We start from the raw sequence: 20,471 nt of genomic DNA, 5'->3' as shown, positions 1-20,471 counted from the left end.
TTAAAACTTTTCAAAAATGCCTAAACCAAATAAGGCAAAATCATACTTAACAGGGTCTTTTTTATCAAACTTTCTTAACGTTAGGTCAAGTTCTTGAATTGCTTTCCAGTCATTCTGTTTTCGAGTAAGGATTCTCAGTTTTCGAGCAACATTTCCTGTGTGAACATCTAAGGGTAAATGTAGGTTAGCCTGTGAGTGTTTTTTCCAAATACCTAAATCGACTCCAGTAGTATTATCGCGTACCATCCAACGTAAAAACATGTTAATTCGCTTCGATGCTGAACCTTTCAACGGATCGGAAACATGTTTTAAAGTTCTTGGTTGGTGTAGTATTTCAAAAAAAACTTGTTTAAAATGATGAATAGCATACTGATAATTATCGGCATTACCTTTAGGTTGTAAAACAGCTTCCAATCCACCATGGTTTTGATAGATGTTTTTTAATGATTGAATAAAAAATTTAAAGTCATCTGCATTAAAAGTTCTGTGAACAAATCCATCAAAACTAGCTAAATCTTTTTCAGTATGATTGAGTACAAAATCGTAAGGTGAGTTTCCCATTAAGCTCATCATTTTATGGGAGTTGTTAATAATCATTTTACGATTTCCCCAGGCAATAGTTGCTGCTAGAAAACCAGCAATTTCAACATCTTCTTTCAACGAAAATAGATGTGGAATTTGAATAGGATCACTATCAATAAAATCAGGATTGTTGTATCGTACAACCTTTTCGTCTAAAAATTCTTTAAGTTCAGTTTTGTTCATTTTATACTAAATCTCCTGCAAAACTAAGCAAAACAAAGAAAGCATTATAGCAAGCATGTAATAAGATACTCCATTGTAAGCCAAAACGAACTCTAATAAATCCTAAATAGCCGCCTAAAATAGTTTGTGGAGCAACTAATATTGGAGCTAATAAAAGGACATTTGTGGTAATACCAAAATTGGTTAAGTGTACTAAACCAAAAAGTATAGCAAAGATATAGAAGGCTTTTTTAAATGTTTTTTTGCCATGAAATAAGGTGATAGGAGCTCTAAAAAATAATTCTTCGAACAAAGGGGCTAAAATAATAGCAAGAAAAGCAATAAACCATTTAGAGTGTGCTTTTAGTAGTTCCTCCATAGCATGCTCATTCATATTTACCCAACCCAATTCTTGAATAAGAATAAAAAGAGGAGACAATACAGCACCTGTAATAATACTTATGATCAATAGATGAAAGAATTTTTGAAATCGATACGTACTATTCTGGTTAGTATCTTTTTCTAAGACAGGGTTTTTTAAATAAGTAACAAGTTCTTGAAAAGTTTCTTTCATGTCAAGAATGAATAAGCTTAATTTTTACGATATAATTTTTTTGAGAAAAAAGCAGCAACTATTCCAATAAAAATAAATAATATTCCAATTATTGATGTATAAGTACCTCCATCTATAATATTAAAAATACCTATAACAATTGAAGCACCTGAAATTCTTGCAAGTAATTGACCTGAATATGAATAGTTCTTTTTGTTCGTAATATTGGTTGCTGGTTTCTTTTTACTAATAGGATTGTCAAAAAATATGTTTTTAGAATCAACAATAATTCCATCTTTCATGGTAAGTGTTCTATCAGCCATTTTCGCTAACTCTTTGTTATGCGTAACTAACACAAAAGTTTGTCCGAACTCGTCACGTAGCTTAAAAAATAACTCATGTAAGTTTTTAGCAGAAGTAGAGTCAAGGTTTCCTGAAGGTTCGTCAGCAAAAATAACAGAAGGCTCATTAATTAAAGCTCTGGCAACGGCTACACGTTGTTGTTCTCCACCAGAAAGTTCATTAGGTTTATGGTTCTCTCTATGTGATAATCCTAAAAAGGCTAGTAATTCTTTGGCTCTTTTTTCGGTTTCTGCTTTTCCTTTTCCTCCTATAAAGGCAGGAATACAAACATTTTCTAAGGCAGTAAATTCTGGTAATAACTGATGAAATTGAAAAATGAATCCGATGTGTTTATTTCTGAAAGCAGAAACTTTTGTGTCGTTTAAACCTTTGATAGAAACACCATCGACTAACAATTCGTAGTTTTGATTTTTTAAGGGTTTATCTAAAGTTCCTAAAATTTGTAATAAGGTTGTTTTACCAGCTCCAGAAGGACCAACAATAGCTACAATTTCTCCTTTTTTTATATGAAGGTCAACGCCTTTTAAAATTTCTACCTCTCCGTAATGTTTGTGGATGTTTTTAGCAACAATCATAGTGTTATTTTCTAAGTAACGAATGTATAAAAAAGAAATCAGATAAACTTTAGAGCTTACCTGATTTAAAATAATACATAAACGTGTATTTAAATTATGCTTTTGATGTTGTTATAATCAATAAAATAAACCAAGCGAACTGAAAACCTATGCTGCATGCTTTGATCAAAGAGTTTAGAGATATTGTTTTTAAACTCAATATTTGCAGGGGCAAAATCATGATCAGGTCTTATAGAGTTTCTGTAGAAAAAAATCAATTGACTACCAGGAGCAAATTGCCATTGATAATTTAAGTCTAAGTTCCAACTATTAAAATTTTTATCGTGTTCTCCTTGATAATTATTTGAAGTAAGTTCTCCGTTATCTTCATTTAAGCTAAAATACTTTTCTTGATATGGAACTTTACTCCAGTTATGCCTAAACGATAACGACGCTGCTGATTTTGTGCTAAACGTATATTTCCCAGTTAAAGAATTGTCATAAGTAGCCCAATCTCGTTGCCCGAAAATAATATGATCTTTTAAAGGAGCTAATGAAGGTTTTTCTTCTACATCATCTTCATCAATTTTTGTAACATAGCCTTGACCGTTATTTGTTTTACCATACCTGAAACCATAAATTAAAGAAAACTTGTTGGTAAAACGATATCTAGGAGAAATTCTGAACCCATAGTCTTCTTTAGGATTGTTCTTATAAAAAATATAATACCAATCGTAGTCTATAGCGAACTTTTTTCTATAATCAGTAGATCCCCAGTGATTCACATTTAGTCTTTCAGGTCTGTTAAAATAAACTCCACTAGTAGTTCCTTGTCTTGGTTCAAAAAAATCTTTTCGTTCTGTACTATAATTCAAATTTCCTCCGAAGCTAAATCGTTCTTTTGTGTCAGCACCAAAAGATAAACTAGCATTTGTACCTACGTAGGTTCCTGGATTGTGTAAGAAGTTAACATCATAAAAAATATTAACTCTATAATTATTGAATAGTCCTTTAGGTTTTAACAGCTGGTAACCGATAAAACCGTAAATAACTTGTTCGTTATTGCTAAATAGAATTCCCATGTCGTTAGGGTTATAGTCTTTATTTTCAAAATTATACCCAATTTCTCCACGCCAATTCCCTGATTGTTTTCCTATACTAGTATCGAAAGTGTAACCTGTATTAGGGTTGTCTTCATCGTCAGAGATAGTACTCATTTTAAAACTACCGTCTACATTGTATCTACTTTCTTTATCTTCTACATGCCATAGTAACCCAGTAACATTAGCATCTCTAAATCGTCCATCACGAGTTACATTGGTGTTAATTAAGGTAACAGATGAGTTTTGATTAAATTGCTGGTCTAACACCATAATATTGTAATTAGAAAACGGATTTACTGTAGTTTTATAAGTACTCACATTGCTAATTGTATCCAACCCGTTAATTGTTTGTTCAGTTCTTTCAACAGTAGCTTCTGTTTTTTCGGTAATAGCATTAAAAAAGCCAACTCCTAAACCTCCTTTGGTTCTTCCTGATATTTTTATAGCGTTTAGCATTTGAACTTTATCAGGAATATCTATAACTTCATTATTTACTTTTTTACCATCAGTAAATTCATCATCATCTTTTCGTTCATCAAAAAATTGATCTATTGGTCTTCCACCAATTCTTCTAGAATAAAACAAATTACCTTTGGTAAAGAGGTCGGTTCCTTCTGTAAAAAATTGACGTTGTTCTGTAAATTGTTGTTCGAAAGGGCCGAGGTTTAAGGTAACATTGTCAAAACCTACTTGACTAAAATCAGGAATTAATGTTGCGTCTAGTGTAAAGTTTTCAGTAATTCCATATTTCACATCCATACCTACGCTCCAGTCAAAAACGGTATTATCATCTTTAGTGGTTGTAGTTGCCGATGTATGGATAAAAATTTAATCGAGTAGGAGGTTTTATATTGGTAAAGTTTTTATACAAACCATCGTATTGTGTCCAATTCCCTTGTTGATTATCAATATGGTTCCAAGTAAATTGAGCATTCAAATTTAGAACCTTTCTGTGATAATTGATTCCCCATGATTGAACAGGAACATTGGCAAAACGTAAAGCTCTATAAGGAATATTCATCTCCACAACCCAAGAGTCTTCGTTAATACTAAAATCGCTATCCCATACAGCGCTCCAGTTAAAATCTTCATTTCCGTTTGATACTTTTGAGTCTGCTTGCGCACCAGAACTGGTTACAATAAATTCAAAAGGATTTTGTCCATCATCGTTAGGGTTAATGGTTATTAAAAAGAAGTCGCTATTACAAATATTGTCTCTGTTGGTAAACTCAGCAGGTATTTTTGAAGGATCAGGATCATACATTTTGGCACTGATGTAAATAGCATTGTCATCATACACCAATTTTACTATTGTTTTATGAGTGTTAGGTTCTTCTTTTCCATTGTCAGGACGCATCATCACAAAATCTTTAGCAACAGGAACATTTTGCCAAGCGGTGTCATCTAGTTTTCCATCAATTTTTGGTGGTGAATCTACACGTACTACGTCTAGTTTTTTTCTATTTTGGTTAATAGTTTGAGCAGTTGTGATTTTTATAAAGAAGAAACAGATTGTAAGAAATGCTAAAATTTTAAGCATAGTTGATTGAGATATAGTATTAGTTGTTGAGCTAAATTATTATGATTTGGGTTAATAAATCACAAAATCACGTTAATTACAGTAAAGACCTGTTAAAAAAAAGAATGTTACATGTTTAAGTGTTAAAAAAATGTAAAAACAAAAATTGAATAAAATTGATTTTAATCATAAATTAAAGTACAATTTATAAGGTATTATAAATTGAATTTGTATTTTTGTTCGACTTTAAAAATTCATATCTAATGAACTTACACGAATATCAAGGTAAAGAAATATTAAGCAGTTTTGGCGTTCGTATTCAACGCGGAATTGTTGCAAATACTCCAGAAGAAGCTGTTGAAGCAGCAAAGAAATTAACAGAAGAAACAGGTACAGGTTGGCACGTAATTAAAGCTCAAGTACACGCAGGTGGTCGTGGAAAAGGAGGTGGAGTTAAGTTAGCTAAAAACTTAGACGAAGTAAAAAGCATTTCTGATGATATTTTAGGAATGATGTTAGTAACTCCTCAAACTTCAGCAGAAGGAAAGTTAGTTAACCAAGTGTTAATTGCTGAGGATGTATATTATCCTGGTGATAGTGAGCCAGATGAATTTTATATGTCAGTTTTATTAAACCGTGCTACTGGTAGAAACATGATTATGTACTCTACTGAAGGAGGTATGGATATTGAAACAGTGGCAGAAGAAACTCCACATTTAATTTTTACAGAAGAAATTGATCCTGCAACAGGATTATTGCCTTTCCAAGCTCGTAAAATTGCTTTTAACTTAGGTTTAAGCGGTGGAGCTTTAAAAGAAATGGTAAAATTTGTTACTGCTTTATATACTGCATACATCAAGTCTGATTCTTCGATGTTTGAAATTAACCCAGTATTAAAAACATCTGATGATAAAATTATGGCAGTAGATGCTAAAGTATCGTTAGATGAGAATGCATTATACCGTCATAAAGATTATGCAGCAATGCGTGATTTACGTGAAGAAAACCCTATTGAGGTTGAAGCGAAAGCTGCAGGATTAAACTATGTAGATTTAGATGGTAACGTTGGATGTATGGTAAACGGAGCTGGTTTAGCAATGGGAACTATGGATTTAATTAAGCAAGCAGGTGGTGATCCAGCTAACTTCTTAGATGTTGGTGGTACTGCAGATGCACAACGTGTTGAAACTGCTTTCGGAATTATTTTAAAAGATCCTAATGTAAAAGCTATCTTAGTAAACATTTTTGGAGGAATCGTTCGTTGTGATCGTGTTGCTCAAGGTGTTGTAGATGCTTATAAGAATATGGGAGACAAAATTAATGTGCCTATTATTTGTCGTTTACAAGGAACAAATGCTAAAGAAGCAAAAGAATTAATTGACAACAGCGGAATGGAAATTATCTCAGCAACTGAGTTCCAAGAAGCAGCCGATAAAGTAGGAGAAGTTTTAAACGCTTAAACTACCTTTTAATTCTTAGTTAGAATATAAAAAAACCTCACTGTTATAGTGAGGTTTTTTGTTTTATCTTGCTAAAATATAAATAGAATACAATGAGAATATTATTAATCCTTATTTTACTTCCTTTACAGCTAATAGCACAAGAAGAAACGAATTCTGAATTATTTTGGAATAAACTAAAAACTCATTGCGGAAAAGCTTTTGAAGGAACAATAATAGCAGGAGGAAAAGAAGGAGATGGTTTTACAGGCAAAAAATTAGTAATGCATGTTCGCTTTTGTGAAGAGAATACGGTTAGAATACCTTTTTTTTTAGGAGAAGATAAGTCTCGTACTTGGGTTTTTACTATGAGTCCCGATAAATTAATAAAGCTGAAACACGATCATCGACATAAAGATGGTACCGAAGATAAAATTACACAATATGGAGGAATCAACCCTAATATGGGATTACCTAATATTCAGTTTTTTCCTGCGGATAAATATACAGCCGATTTAATTTCGTATGCTTCTAATAATGTTTGGTGGGTTACGATTGATGAAACAAGTTTTACATATAATTTACGTAGAATAGGAACAGATAGATTATTTTCTGTGAAGTTTGATTTAACTACGGAAATTGAGACACCAACTGCTCCTTGGGGAAGTGCGAATTAATTTTTATTTAGAATTAAATCTGTTTTTTTAGGATTAGAATTTATGAAATCAATTAAACTTTTTAAAAAACAGTCTATAGTTTTAAAATCTGCGACATAGCTATATCCGGTGTCTTTTACTTCATGCATATATCTCCAGTTTTGGAATGTTAAATTATGTTTTGTGAGAAATTCTAAAAGGTTAATGTTGTCTGAATTATCTTGATTTGTTTTTGTGTCTGATACAGACACAACAAGTTTATGTGATGGGAGTAGTTTAGCCTCATTATTGTTTTTTAAGTGGTAATTAAATCTTTTTTCAATATCCGTTTTGGTGTTCTGAGGTAAATCTTTGAATAGTTTTAGAAGTTCATGTCCCTTAATAGATTTATTTTTAACAATTAAATGAATGGCTTTTAAAAATAGTTCGGCAGCAAAGGACATATTAACTGCACCAGCAGGAATTCTTTGAAATCCACTTATTCCATTGTTCTTGTTTAGGTTATAAGCACAGTTAAATCCTAAATCATAAAAACCTTTGGCAGAGTGAAGTAAAAGACCAAGTATTGGTATTGTCTTTTTGTTTTTCACTTTAATTTAAAAAAACAGTTAAAATATCCATTGTTTTAATGATGTATATCATTCGATAACAAAGTTACTGGTTTTGAATATAAGAGTCAAACCAAACTTATTTACAAACTCTCTTTCAAAACCTCAATCTCATCACGGAGTTGTGCAGCAACTAAAAAGTCTAAAGCTTTAGCAGCTTCTTCCATTTGCTTGCGTTTGGTACGAATACGTTTTTCTATTTCTTGTTTAGGTAAGTATTCCAACTCTTGTTCAGCAGCTTTTTGTGCCACATTATCATAATGATACGAGGTAATAGCATTTTTAGATAGCGTATTGTCTATCTTTTTATTGATTTGTGTTGGAGTAATTCTGTGAGTGGTATTGTAATTAATTTGTTTTTCACGTCTGCGATTGGTCTCGTCAATGGTGAGTTGCATACTGTTGGTAATTTTGTCAGCATACATAATCGCTCTACCGTTTACATTACGAGCAGCGCGTCCAACGGTTTGTGTTAATGATCTGTGTGAACGTAAAAAACCTTCTTTGTCAGCATCTAAAATAGCCACTAACGATACTTCTGGAAGGTCTAATCCTTCCCTTAAAAGGTTAACTCCAATAAGTACATCGAATAATCCTTTACGCAAATCTTGCATAATTTCTACACGTTCTAAGGTATCTACATCAGAGTGAATGTAACGACAGCGTACTTGAATTCTAGTTAAGTATTTAGCTAATTCTTCAGCCATTCGCTTAGTTAGTGTAGTAACCAAAGTACGTTCGTCTTTTTCTACACGGATTTGAATTTCTTCAATTAAATCATCTATTTGATTTAAGCTAGGACGAACATCAATTTCTGGGTCTAACAATCCCGTAGGTCGAATTACTTGTTCTATAAACAAACCTTCGGTTTTTTGTAGTTCATAGTCTGCAGGAGTAGCCGATACATAAATCACTTGATTTTGTAAAGCTTCAAATTCTTCAAACTTTAGTGGACGATTGTCCATAGCAGCTGGTAGGCGGAATCCGTATTCTACTAAGTTTTCTTTACGACTCCTGTCTCCACCATACATCGCGTGAACTTGTGGTACAGTTACGTGGCTTTCATCGATCACCATTAAATAATCATCAGGAAAATAATCTAACAAACAGAAAGGCCGGGTACCTGCTTCTCTTCCGTCTAAGTAACGAGAATAATTTTCGATTCCAGAACAATAGCCTAACTCACGAATCATTTCTAGGTCGAATTCAGTACGTTCTTGTAAACGTTTTGCTTCTAAATGTTTTCCTATTTCTTTAAAATAATCTACTTGTTTCACCATATCATCTTGAATTTGATGAATGGCATTTTGTAGTATATCAGGAGAGGTTACAAATAAATTAGCAGGGTAAATATTCAGCTTGTCTAATCGCGTAATAATTTCGTTAGTTTCGATATCAAAGGTTTCGATTTCTTCTATTTCATCTCCAAAAAAGTGAACTCTGTATCCATTATCTCCATAAGAAGGATAAATGGTAACAACATCACCTTTTACCTTAAACGTTCCACTCTTTATTTCAACTTCTGTACGAGCATATAAACTGGTAACTAAGCGATGTAAAAATTTGGTACGAGAAATTTGTTGGTCAACTTCAATAGTAATAACATTTTTTTTGAATTCAGTCGGATTTCCAATACCATACAAACAAGATACCGAGGCTACTACTAACACATCTCGACGTCCTGAAAGTAGGGAAGAAGAGGTGCTAATTCGTAAGCGTTCTATCTCATCGTTGATGGATAAGTCTTTTTCAATGTAGGTTCCTGTTACAGGAATATAAGCTTCTGGTTGATAGTAATCATAATATGAAACGAAATACTCCACAGCGTTGTTTGGAAAGAACTGTTTGAACTCAGAGTACAACTGAGCAGCCAAGGTCTTGTTGTGGGCCAAAACAAGTGTTGGTCGTTGTACTTCAGTTATAACATTGGCTACAGAGAATGTTTTACCAGACCCCGTAACCCCTAAAAGAGTTTGATATCTTTCATCGGCTAAAATTCCATTAGCTAATTGTTTAATCGCCTGTGGTTGATCTCCTGTAGGTTTAAATTCTGAGTGTAATTCAAAGTTCATTCAACAAAAATACGGATAGTTATTTATGTGATGAATTTTAATTTCTTTTGAGTGTAAAATGCCCTTTTTTATCTATTACATTATCGTTAAGATCTTTTAATTTGGCATGGAACCAGTAGTCGTTAGAAGGGAGTTTAATGTTGTTATAAGTTCCATCCCAACCAAGCTCTGTGTTTTTATCATTTATAACATATAAGACTTTACCAAAGCGATTAAAGATTTTTATATCAATTTCTTTGAAAAAATTTGAACTTACCCCATATACTTTCCAATAGTCATTAAAACCATCGGCATTTGGAGTTAAGAACTTAGGATAACCAACTATACTTGCTGAAGCTTTCGTTGGGCTTTCACATTTATTAAGGTCTCTGATATAAATAGTAGCAATACCTGGTTGCACGTTGTTAAAAGAGTGAGAAGTTCCATTTCCAACATAAGTAGTACCATCTAAAGAAAATTCATAACTACTACCTCCATCAATACTAATATAAACACTGTTGTCGGTTTCGCTTTGAACATTTACTTCAACATTTAAAATATCTGGAGCTGGAGGATAGTTAACTGTAAAATTTTTAGAGTTTGAACATTCTATACCGTTTACTATTTTGTAAATGGTTAAAGAAAACTCACCTTCTCTGGTTAAAGTGAAATTATTACTGGTACTAATTGTATTGTTGTTTTCATCTTTCCATTCAAACCGATCGTTAGAAGAGTCTGCAGTTAATATAATAGCAGGGTGATCTGAGGGGCTAATACAAATGGTATAATTGTCCTGTAAGTTAATTTGAGGATGGTTAACAATTAAATCTATAGGAGATATACCAAAGCATCCGTTTTCATTTTCTATTTTTACCCAAATGGTTGTAGAAGTAGAATTGAACATACTAGGTAGTTTATTAGAAGACTTTTGTGCATCATCAAAAGTTGCGTAAAAAGTTAAGCTATTTGAGCTAGATAATGATAATTGATTAATAATTTCATCTTTTTTTCTTTGTAAATCAAAATCCCCTTTATTAGTTTCATAGTCTGGATTTTTACAAGTAACAATAGGAGAGATAGGAATAGAAGACTTAAATAAAGTTTCAATAATGAAACTTTCGATTTTAATACAATTATTATTATTTATAGCTTTGACAAAAATAGTTTGTGGGTTACTTTCGTTGTTAAAGTTTTCAGGGTTAGAGATTTCGTTAGTTTCGTTTTCTGCATCCTTTTTACTTCTATAGAACTTATAACTTAAAGTATTGTTATTAGATATTTTTTTATCTATATTATATAGGTTAAATAAACTTATTCCATCGTTATCGTTATCACATTGCATTAGCTTTTGACCACTTATCAGTTCAGGAAGAGAGTAGACTATAATTTCTTTAAAAAAAGTTGTTTTTGTTGAATTTAAAACTACTTTACACGTAACTATGTACTTACCTGGTGTAGTATATTTATGAGAAGGGTTTAATGCTGTTGAAGTAAATCCGTCTCCAAAATCCCAATTAGCTGAAAGAATAGTATCATAAGCGTCTAAACTAAACTCAAAAAAGTCCGAAACGCATCCATTATCAACAATAATTCTATTTCTAAAATAAGATTGAATAAAATTAGGAAGACCATAGTAAGATAGGCCATTTTCTAAATTTATAGCATCGTGTTTATAATCACAAGCTTCTCCTTTTTTATTAGGCTGATTAATAATTCCTAAAGTTTTTTTAGGAAATGTTTCAAAGCCTGTATAATATCCATTCTCATCAAAAAGGTTTTTATTTTCTACTTGTGCTATATAAATTTTTCCATCTGACCCTAATTGAGCAGAAGCACTTGACCTATTGGGATTAGTTTTAAAAACAGAGACTCCAAAATAACCTTCTCTGGGGTCATTTAAATCCATTTGCATAATGTTATAACTACGTTCATTACTACTAAAAAAATAAGAAGGATAATATAAGAATTTTGAATTAGGAGAAAAAGTTAAACCGTTAGAGCTATATCCATCAGTAAAATTTAGTCGTAAATTTAAATATTTAAACCTAGTAAGAATTCCTGTAGTATTATTAAAATTATAGATGTAAAGAAAAGAATTGGTCGACAAAGCAACTTTACTTCCATCAGGAGAAGCTTTCATTTCTCCAATTGTAAAAATAGGGTTTATTTCATTTAATCTACTTTTTACAGGGAGGTTAATGCCTTTTTCAGTTACTTTAAAAGCAAAAAAAATATTATCAGGACCTCCATACGAATCAGTTCCGTAAGAAATAACCCATACATCTTTCCCGTTTTTGTGATGTACAGCAGTAATTCTTTGGGCTGTAGAGTTTTCTAATCGTACATTTTTTCTTGTTACTTTACCTAGTGGGTAAGTGCTAGATATTTCTATCTCAGAATAATAAATTCCAGGAAAAAATAAAGGTTTATCAGTTTTAGTTTTTCTAGTTGAAAAAATATAATAAATACTACTACTATTAGGTTTGGGAACTATTATGGAGGGCTGAATTAACTCTGGCTCTCCAGCTATACCATCTCCATTTTCCATTATTTTATGCTCTTTATTCCAAATGGTTTGACCATTTGTGTAAAAAAGTAGATCTCCTTGATTATTGGAAATACTAGCAGACCCAGTTTTAGTAGTCATTTGGCTACTGTTTGTAACATCAATAACTCCTGAATTAAAGTGTATCCCTGCTTTATCTCCAAAAAACCAGTTGTCAGCTTCTCTTTGAGAAAAGCAAAAAAAAGAGAAAAAACATAATAACAAAAAAAATAATTTATTCATAGCTAGTTAACTGTTTGCTAACTCGCAATTTAGGAAAATCTATGTAATTTATATGTTAAAATTTCTTAATAAAGAGAGAAAGTCTACTTTTTAAGTAGCGAAAAATGTCCGGTCTTTCTTCTTACTTTTCCATTGGAATCAATTAATTCAGCGTTATACCAATAATCGTTTGAAGGAAGAATAGTACCATTATAAACCCCATTCCACCCAGAGTCATTTTTGTTGGAAATTTCATTAATGAGTTTTCCGTAACGATTAAATATTTGGACTTTTACAACATCATAATAATTATTATTAACTCCTAAAACTTTCCATGTGTCAAAATGCCCATCACTATTTGGTGTAAAGTGGCGTTGGAAATAAATAGTTGAAATTTGGTTTGATGTAGTAATTCCACATCCATTTCGGTCTCTAATAGATATTGAGTTTAATCCAGGAGGAATATCAGTAAAGGTATATGTTAGATTTTCATTTCCTTTAACAAAGTCGCTAAGATTTGTGCTATTTAAAGCATATTCGTAGTCACCAATTCCGTCAACAGTGATTTCAATTTTATTACTTTCAGGATTGTCTTGATCGTCTACTGATTTAATGTTTACAATTAATGCTTGGTTGGACTCTTTAACAAGAAATGTGTTATATCCCATGCAATATTTAGAAATATTAGGGTATTTCCTATAGGCCTCAACTTTATATTTTCCTGCAGAATTAGCGTTGTAAATATTTGATGTTTCATTAGAAATCAAGTTTCCATTTAAATACCATTTATAAGTGTCGGTTGGGTTTCCTGTGTCAGCATTTAAAGGGATTGTATGTGGTTGAGGGTTTGACTTTGGGTTGTCAATACATAAAATAAGATCATTTAAATTCCCTTGAGGCTTAGGAAGATTTTCAACATATACATTAAACTTACCTATGCTTTCGCAAGCATTATTGTGTCTTGATATAACTCTTACAAATATTTCTGAGTTATCGGTGAACAAATCATCGTTATAAGGTGAGATAATTTTATTTATTTGTAAAGAAGCATCGATAGCTGTTTTGTAAAATTCAATCAAATGTGTAGTGTTAGTTAAAGCACCGTTAGATTTTGTAATAATATCATCCCTTTTCATGTCGAAATCAAAAAAGGCATTTTGACTTCCTATACTTTGAGTAGCATTTAGGTTTAAAGCATTAGTGTCTAACTCACAAGAATACATATCATTAAATGTACTCAAGCCTGAGGAATTAACAGTTAGGCCTAGGCTTCCTGTATTAAAACATTGTGTTGTGTTATCTATAATTTTTACAAGTAGTGTTTGACTAAATGGAGTTGTATTAATATAGTTTTGTGGCGATGTTATAGGTATGTTGTTATTAAAATCAGTTTGATTTTCAAAAAACAATACTGTTATATTTGTAGCATTGTTTGATATTTCAGCCTCTTTGATTTTTAAATTAAATGTAGTGAAACCATCAGTAGGGCTGGCATCAAAATCACATTGTTGATATGGTGGTATTGTAACAAAATCAGGAATAGGTGTTATAATTAGGTTAAAGCTGGATGCAGTATTTAAGCAACCAACATTATTCTCAACTCTTACAAAGATTGTTTGAGTGCCTTTTGTTGTATTAGTAAAAAGAGTGTTTTTATTTATAGGGTTTAAATCATCTTGTGCATCAGAAAGATTTTGGTGATAACTCACCATATGTGCACTGGGGTCTAATGTTCCTAAAATTTCACTGTCTTTAGAAGATAATAAAAATGAACTATACAAACCATCAGTATTATTTCCACTATCAGTATCATCACATACAACATAATCTGATGGTTGAGTAATATTAATATTATTGTTTACAATAATATCATAATCGGTTACAGAGAAACATTCAGAGTTTATGTTTGTTAACCTCACAAATATTTTTTGAGGGTTACTTGTGTTTTTAAAAGCATTTGGAGTTACTATAGGGTTTGTGTTGGTTTGAGCATCATTATTACTTAGATGGTAGCTAATTTTTAGATCTGTTTGTCCATTTAGTATTGAGTTACTATTGATAGTCAAATCAAAATTTGTACTGTTGTCAAAAGTACCATCACTATCACATTCTTCCAAGTCGTACGATTGACCAACTGTTGGAGGATTGATTGTAGGAGGTTTGTTAAAAGTAGCTGTACCTGTCCAATCAATTTTAAAGCTACTGTTACCTATAGGTCTATCAATAACTAGAAAATAAGAATCATTATCATTTACATCAAATGCACTAACAAAGCTATTACCTAGAGAACCAGGCCCTTCAGAAATGTCAGTTTCAGAACTCCTAATACCTGTTAGGTTATTTCCTTGGTTACTTGCAGCTGGATTTGTTGTAGAGCATCGAATGGCTTGTCCTATGTTTCCGCAATTTACATTTGGACCAAATATAAAAAAATCAAAATCGATGTTAATGTCAGTATTATGACTACCGTCAGCATTAGTTGGGGTTAGGGTAAAGCTTAATGTACCTCCTTTATCAATTTTAATTTTAATCCATAAACTATTATTCTCTTGACTAGAACAAGTATTAGATCCTGAAAGTTCTTGAATACCTACCCCTGTCGCGTTTAAGTTTTGAAAACCACTATTACCACAAACAACAATAGCATCAGAACAATCATTTTGAGAAAATAGAGATACGTAAGTAAACAATAAATTTAAGATAATTAATTTTTTCATAGTGTGTGATTTATTTTCTAAGTAGAGAGAAGTGCCCAGTCTTTTTTCTTATTTTTCCATTGGAATCAATTAGCTCAGCGTTATACCAATAATCATTTGTAGGTAAGGTCGTGCCATTGTATACACCATCCCAACCTGGGTGATTTTTATCAGTAATTTCATTAATGAGTTTTCCGTAACGATTAAATATTTGGACTTTTACAACATCGTAATAGTTATTGTTTACTCCTAATATTTTCCATGTGTCAAAATTCCCATCACCGTTTGGTGTAAAGTGACGTTGGAAGTAAATAGTTGAAATTTGGTTTGATGTAGTAATTCCACATCCATTTCGATCTCTAATAGAAATTGAGTTTAATCCAGGAGGAATATCAGTAAAGGTATATGTTAGATTTTCATTTCCTTTAACAAAGTCGCTAAGATTTGTGCTATTTAAAGCATATTCGTAGTCACCAATTCCATCAACAGTGATTTCAATTTTATTGCTTTCTGGATTATCTCGATCGTCTACTGATTTAATGTTTATAACTAATGCTTGGTTAGACTCTTTTACAAAAAATGTGTTGTATCCTAGATATGAGGTAGAAATATTAGGATGTTTTCTATAAGCTTCGACTTTATATTCTCCAGAAGCATTAGCATTGTAAGTAGGAGATGTTTCACCTGAAATTAATTTGCTATTTAAGTACCATTTATAGGTGTCGGTTGGATTCCCTGTATCAGCATTTAAATGAATTCTCTTTGGTTGAGGGTTTGTTCTTGGATTATCGACACATAAAATTAAGTCATTAAGGTTTCCTTGTGGTACAGGAATTTTTTCTACAAAAATTTTAAAACTCCCAACGGCTTCACAAGATGTAGCTCCTTTGTTTGAAATTCTAACATATACATCAGAATTATCGGTAAATAAGTCATCTTGGTATGGAAGTACAATTTGATTTGTTTGTAATGATGCGTCCTTTGCTGTTCTATAATATTGGAAATCATGAGTAGTATCAGACAATGTTCCTCCAGAGCTATTAATTATTTTTTGAGTTTTTAAAGAAAAATCAAAAAAACCGTTGTTAGTACCAACACTAAATTTAGCATCAGGATTAGATGCGTTTTGATCTAATTCATGAATGTATTCATTGGTGTATGAAGTTAACCCTGTAGGGTTTACCTGTAAATTGACAACATCAGTTTGGTAACATTGTGTAGTATTGTTTGTAACTCTTACAGTTATAGAATGATTTGTGGTTGCTAAATTAGTATAGTTATTTTTGTTAAGAGGTGTTGAAAAACTAGTGTCAGATGTTTCAAAAAAATCTATTGTAACCTCAGAAAGGTTTTTTACTAATGCTTTTTCTAGTATTTCTAGGTTGAAAGTTGTAAATCCATCAATGGTATTGTTATCAAAATCACATTGAATATATGGAGGTAATGTGTTAATTGTAGGCTTTGGTTCAAATGTAATTTGAACTTTACCGGTATATGTTTTTTTACAATAAGAGTTAGATTCTATTTGTATTTCATACAAACCACTGCCATAATTAATATTGTCAATTGTTAAAACCCTTGTATTAGCTACTTCTGTTCCATCTTTAAACCATGTATATGTATCACTAGGGTTGTTCTTTTCTGGTTGAATTTGATAACTTTCTCCAATGCAAAAAATTTGATTGCTATTGTTTAAAACTTCATTATTAGCAAGGTTTATTAGCTTTACAGGGGCAAAAAATGATTGGATAAAAGGAGGCAAACCTTGTGAAGACCTTGCCCCGCCAAGACTAACAGCATTTGATGTAAACTGAATGTCTGTAGCATTGTCTTCGGGGTTTTCTATGGCTCCTAAATGATTTCTTTCAGGAATGGAAGCATAAATTTTTCCGTTAGGGGCCAGTTGTAAGGCTCCTCTATAACCTTGCTCTTGATGAACTTGAGTTTTAGTTTGTGGAATATTAGAGTCTAACAAATCATATTGAAAAATTCTAAAAGAATTACTGTTTTCATGATATAAAGAAGTATATAGTTTTGTTGATTGTTGTGAAAACTCAACGCCATAAGGGGCCCCATCAATTGGGCCATCTGTAAGAATTAGACCATTAGAATCTACTTTACCCGTGGCATTATCAAAATCGTATAATACTAATCTTCCACTTCCGTCATTAGTAAAATCAGCTAATGCTACCTTAGTTCCATCGGGAGATACTTTTAAGTATCCTCTTTTATCTCTTAAAAAATATGAAGAAGTTGAGATTATTGGGTTTGTTGAATCTACTCCATTTTTATCAATTTTATAGGCGTAAAAGGTATTTTGTACTATAGATAAAACCCATATTTCTTTACAATCTTTTCCTTGTACAGCAGTAACTTTTTCAGACCATTCTCTATCTTGTCCATTAGATAGGTTGGTAGGGCCAGAAATAATTTCTCCACCATTACCTTTTGAAATATCTATAGTATAAAATTTAAATCCAGGATTATCTGGGTAGGGAAGGTTTCCTATAAAGTTGGTACCCACGGTAAATATGTAATAAAGGTTTTTATCTTCAGGGTTAGGGACAATTAAACCTGATTGTGAGCTTGATGGGTTTCCTTGAAGGTTATCTGCTAAACCACCACTAGAATAATGCATTAACTCGTGGTTTTTTGTCCAAACATTAATTCCATCTGAATAAAATAATAAGTTACCATTTTCGTCTGAAATGGTTGAACAACCTTCGTCTGTTTTTAGTAGCCCATCATTTAATGTTACTGGATTTCCTGAGTTGAAATCCAGTCCTGCATTATTCCCAAAATACCAAATATTTGCTTCTTTTTGGCTATATGAAGAAATAGAAACTATAAAAAAAAGTGCTAGAAGTAGTTGTTTTTTCATTTAAATGGAATTAATTATATAAATAAAACAACTAAACTACATAAAACCCTCTATAAATCTCGTTTTTTTAACAAAGCATATGATGAATAAATAAAAATAGTTGTCCAAATTAATACAATTACGATGTTAAATAAACTAACAGAGTAATCTTTCGTGAAGTTTTCTCCTATTTGATTTGCAACTGATTTAACTGCACCTAATCTTGTAAAAGGTTCTTTAATTAAGTTAGCCATTGACTCTAGAGGAAAAAACTGCATAATTGAGTTGACTGCTTCATCAACACCAGTTTTTATATTTCTAAATGTCCAATATAAATATCCTTTAATTAAACTTTCTACAATTAACCAAACAATCATAGCCGCTACAGCAAAGGCAGATCGTTTAATTAAGACTCCTAAAAACAAACCAAAAGAGAAAAAGCCTAAAAGTTTAATGAAAAAAGCAAATAAATAACCCAAGTCTGAAAATATGATAGAAATTTCATTAAAATCAGAATATATAGCACCAAGAATTAATGAAACAGCAAAAACAAAAACGGTGGAAATAAGAGAAAAAGCTATAACAGTATAAAATTTTGAAAGAATAAATTCTTTTTTGCTTAATCCATCAATTAAATTTTGTTTTAAAGTTTTATAACTGTATTCGTTAGCCATCATAGAAACAATAACTAGTAATAAAAAGAATTTAAAAATAGCGGCCATATAGGTGTTAAAGTGCCAGATATATGGAAAATTAAAAATTCCTTGTTCAGCTAAATGAAACTTAATAGGGCCTATATCAAATTTTATTGCTGCAATTAAAGCAATTGAGGTCAATAAAGCGAAATATATAATAGAAAGAATTTTGCTAGCTCTGTTATATTTTAATTTATGAATTTCTATATTTAAAAGTCGTAACATGGTGTTGTAGGTTTATTGGTTGTTGGTTAGGTCTAAGAATTGTTGTTCTAAGCTAGGTTTGCGTTTTACTAAATGAGAAAGAGAAACACCTTTATCAAATAAAAATGTATTAATTTCTGATGCTGATAATTCTGATGCTAGACTTGCTATTAAAATTCCATTTTCTTCTTTTATTTTTCCTATTGCTGGATGATTTTCTAAAAGTTGAATAAGTGTATCTTGATTATCTGCTTGAAGCTCAAAAAAACCATTTGAAGCACTCATTTCATCAACTCTACCGCTATATAGTTTTACACCATTTCTAATTACTACAACGTGCGAACATACTTTTTCTACTTCATCAAGTAGGTGAGAGGCAAGTAAAATTGTGGTTCCATTTTTAGCAATTTCTTTAATTATTTGACGAATTTCATGAATTCCTTGAGGATCTAATCCATTTGTTGGTTCATCTAAAATTAAAATCTCAGGATCATTTAATAGGGCAGAAGCAATAGCTAAGCGCTGTTTCATTCCTAAAGAATAAGTCTTGAACTTACTGTTTCTACGTTCATAAAGGTTAACAGTTTTTAATTTTTCATCTATTTTATCGTATGAAACTCCTTTAATTTTACATATTAATTGTAAGTTTTGAACAGCACTCATGTATGGATAAAAATTAGGACGTTCTATAATCGCTCCTACTTTTTTTAATGCTTCATGTGTAGATAAGTTTCCATTGAACCAGCTAAAACTCCCTGAGGTTTTGTTTACTACATTTAAAATAATACCTAAAGTAGTAGATTTCCCACTTCCGTTAGGTCCTAAAATTCCGTACACTGTGCCTTTTTGTATATCGAAGGAAAGATTGTTTACGGCATGAACTTTTCCGTATTTTTTATCGAGGTTTCGAATAGATAAAATTGTTTCCAAGCTATTTTGGTTTTTGTTGATTATATGTATTTGACGATTGATGTAAATTATTGTTACAATGTATAAAAAAAGTAGTAGAAAATAGTTTAAAAGGAAAGTTTAGCTTTTTAGAAAAATACATGATATATTCAGAAGTAAATTTAACTAGATGGTTTAAAACTAAGGTAGTTTTGCATATCAAATTATACAATTATGAAAAAAATAAACTACTTATTAGCAATTATTTTAACAACTGTTTTTTATGTAAGCTGTTCATCTGATGATGTTCAAGAAACACCAAATCAATTTATAATTGAAGGTGAAAATTATTCAATAGAATCAATTTTGGTAGAGAAATTCATGAAAGGAGATACGCCTTCTGTATTCTTACACTTATTGAATGTTACTGAAGAAGATATAGAAGCTGCTCGAAACTCTGGTATAGCTTTAACTGAGGTGGATTTATTTTCAATTACTGTTCGTGATAAAGACTTAACTTCAAAAACTTATACAACAGACAGTTTATGGTATGAATTTATGACGGATGGAGAGTTTTTAGGAGAGTATGATAATGAGCAATTGTTAATGGAGTATGAAACTGGAGATGAAGTTACTTTAACTATAAATTCAATTAATGAAACTAATATATCATTAGATATTAAAGTTAAAAAGGCTAATGGAAATGTAGCAACAGGAAGTTATAACGGAAAGTACAGTACTGTTGATAAATCATTAGAGCGTAGTTAGAAA

Annotated in this window: 14 protein-coding genes and 1 pseudogene; 3 read left to right on the top strand and 12 right to left on the bottom strand. The window is 31.4% G+C overall.

From position 1 onward, the window contains the following. The 5 genes and pseudogenes from MK851_RS09340 to MK851_RS09320 form a co-directional block, all read right to left on the bottom strand. A complete protein-coding gene (locus tag MK851_RS09340; protein ID WP_320243395.1) occupies window positions 1-765 on the bottom strand; it encodes a TIGR02757 family protein in 765 nt (254 codons plus the stop codon). 1 nt (window position 766) lies between these two features. Next, entirely contained in the window at window positions 767-1,318 is a 552-nt protein-coding gene (locus MK851_RS09335) for a CPBP family intramembrane glutamic endopeptidase (protein ID WP_320243393.1), read from the bottom strand. 260 nt (window positions 1,319-1,578) lie between these two features. After that, window positions 1,579-2,235 (bottom strand): annotated as a pseudogene (locus MK851_RS09330) (ABC transporter ATP-binding protein); the annotation flags it as partial. An 89-nt stretch (window positions 2,236-2,324) separates the two neighbouring features. Further along, a complete protein-coding gene (locus MK851_RS09325; RefSeq protein WP_320243391.1) occupies window positions 2,325-4,076 on the bottom strand; it encodes a DUF5916 domain-containing protein in 1,752 nt (583 codons plus the stop codon). A gap of 34 nt (window positions 4,077-4,110) precedes the next feature. Beyond that, entirely contained in the window at window positions 4,111-4,857 is a 747-nt protein-coding gene (locus MK851_RS09320) for a carbohydrate binding family 9 domain-containing protein (RefSeq protein WP_320243389.1), read from the bottom strand. Window positions 4,858-5,099: 242 nt separating this feature from the next. On the opposite strand from MK851_RS09320, the gene sucC reads away from it, so the two are divergent. Both sucC and MK851_RS09310 read left to right on the top strand, forming a co-directional pair. Next, window positions 5,100-6,296, top strand: coding sequence for an ADP-forming succinate--CoA ligase subunit beta (gene sucC / locus MK851_RS09315; protein WP_303506141.1), 1,197 nt, complete (start codon window positions 5,100-5,102; stop codon window positions 6,294-6,296). A 92-nt stretch (window positions 6,297-6,388) separates the two neighbouring features. Then, complete coding sequence (locus tag MK851_RS09310; protein ID WP_320243387.1) at window positions 6,389-6,952, top strand: hypothetical protein; 564 nt, start codon at window positions 6,389-6,391, stop codon at window positions 6,950-6,952. Here MK851_RS09310 and MK851_RS09305 read toward each other — a convergent pair. From MK851_RS09305 to MK851_RS09275, 7 genes are all read right to left on the bottom strand, one after another. Beyond that, entirely contained in the window at window positions 6,949-7,521 is a 573-nt protein-coding gene (locus MK851_RS09305) for a hypothetical protein (RefSeq protein WP_320243385.1), read from the bottom strand. The two genes, MK851_RS09310 and MK851_RS09305, sit on opposite strands and share 4 nt — an antisense overlap. Before the next feature lie 101 nt (window positions 7,522-7,622). Next, complete coding sequence (uvrB, locus tag MK851_RS09300) at window positions 7,623-9,611, bottom strand: excinuclease ABC subunit UvrB (RefSeq protein WP_320243383.1); 1,989 nt, start codon at window positions 9,609-9,611, stop codon at window positions 7,623-7,625. A gap of 37 nt (window positions 9,612-9,648) precedes the next feature. Continuing rightward, window positions 9,649-12,378, bottom strand: coding sequence for a T9SS type B sorting domain-containing protein (locus MK851_RS09295; protein ID WP_320243381.1), 2,730 nt, complete (start codon window positions 12,376-12,378; stop codon window positions 9,649-9,651). 83 nt (window positions 12,379-12,461) lie between these two features. Beyond that, complete coding sequence (locus MK851_RS09290; RefSeq protein WP_320243379.1) at window positions 12,462-15,074, bottom strand: T9SS type B sorting domain-containing protein; 2,613 nt, start codon at window positions 15,072-15,074, stop codon at window positions 12,462-12,464. 10 nt (window positions 15,075-15,084) lie between these two features. Next, on the bottom strand, window positions 15,085-17,934 hold the full coding sequence (locus MK851_RS09285) for a T9SS type B sorting domain-containing protein (protein ID WP_320243377.1): 2,850 nt from the start codon (window positions 17,932-17,934) through the stop codon (window positions 15,085-15,087). Between the two features lie 50 nt (window positions 17,935-17,984). Beyond that, on the bottom strand, window positions 17,985-18,833 hold the full coding sequence (locus tag MK851_RS09280; RefSeq protein WP_303506151.1) for an ABC transporter permease: 849 nt from the start codon (window positions 18,831-18,833) through the stop codon (window positions 17,985-17,987). A gap of 12 nt (window positions 18,834-18,845) precedes the next feature. Beyond that, window positions 18,846-19,742 (bottom strand): ABC transporter ATP-binding protein, encoded by an 897-nt coding sequence (locus MK851_RS09275; protein ID WP_303506153.1) that lies wholly within the window; start codon window positions 19,740-19,742, stop codon window positions 18,846-18,848. A 192-nt stretch (window positions 19,743-19,934) separates the two neighbouring features. Between MK851_RS09275 and MK851_RS09270 the strand changes: the two genes are divergently transcribed. After that, a complete protein-coding gene (locus MK851_RS09270) occupies window positions 19,935-20,468 on the top strand; it encodes a hypothetical protein (RefSeq protein WP_303506155.1) in 534 nt (177 codons plus the stop codon). The last annotated feature ends 3 nt before the right edge of the window (window positions 20,469-20,471 follow it).

The sequence above is a fragment of the Tenacibaculum sp. 1B UA genome, from assembly GCF_033978845.1.
In the GTDB taxonomy this organism is placed as follows: domain Bacteria; phylum Bacteroidota; class Bacteroidia; order Flavobacteriales; family Flavobacteriaceae; genus Polaribacter.
Note: the sequence above shows the minus strand (reverse complement) of the source record. Positions and strands in the feature narration are given on the sequence as shown.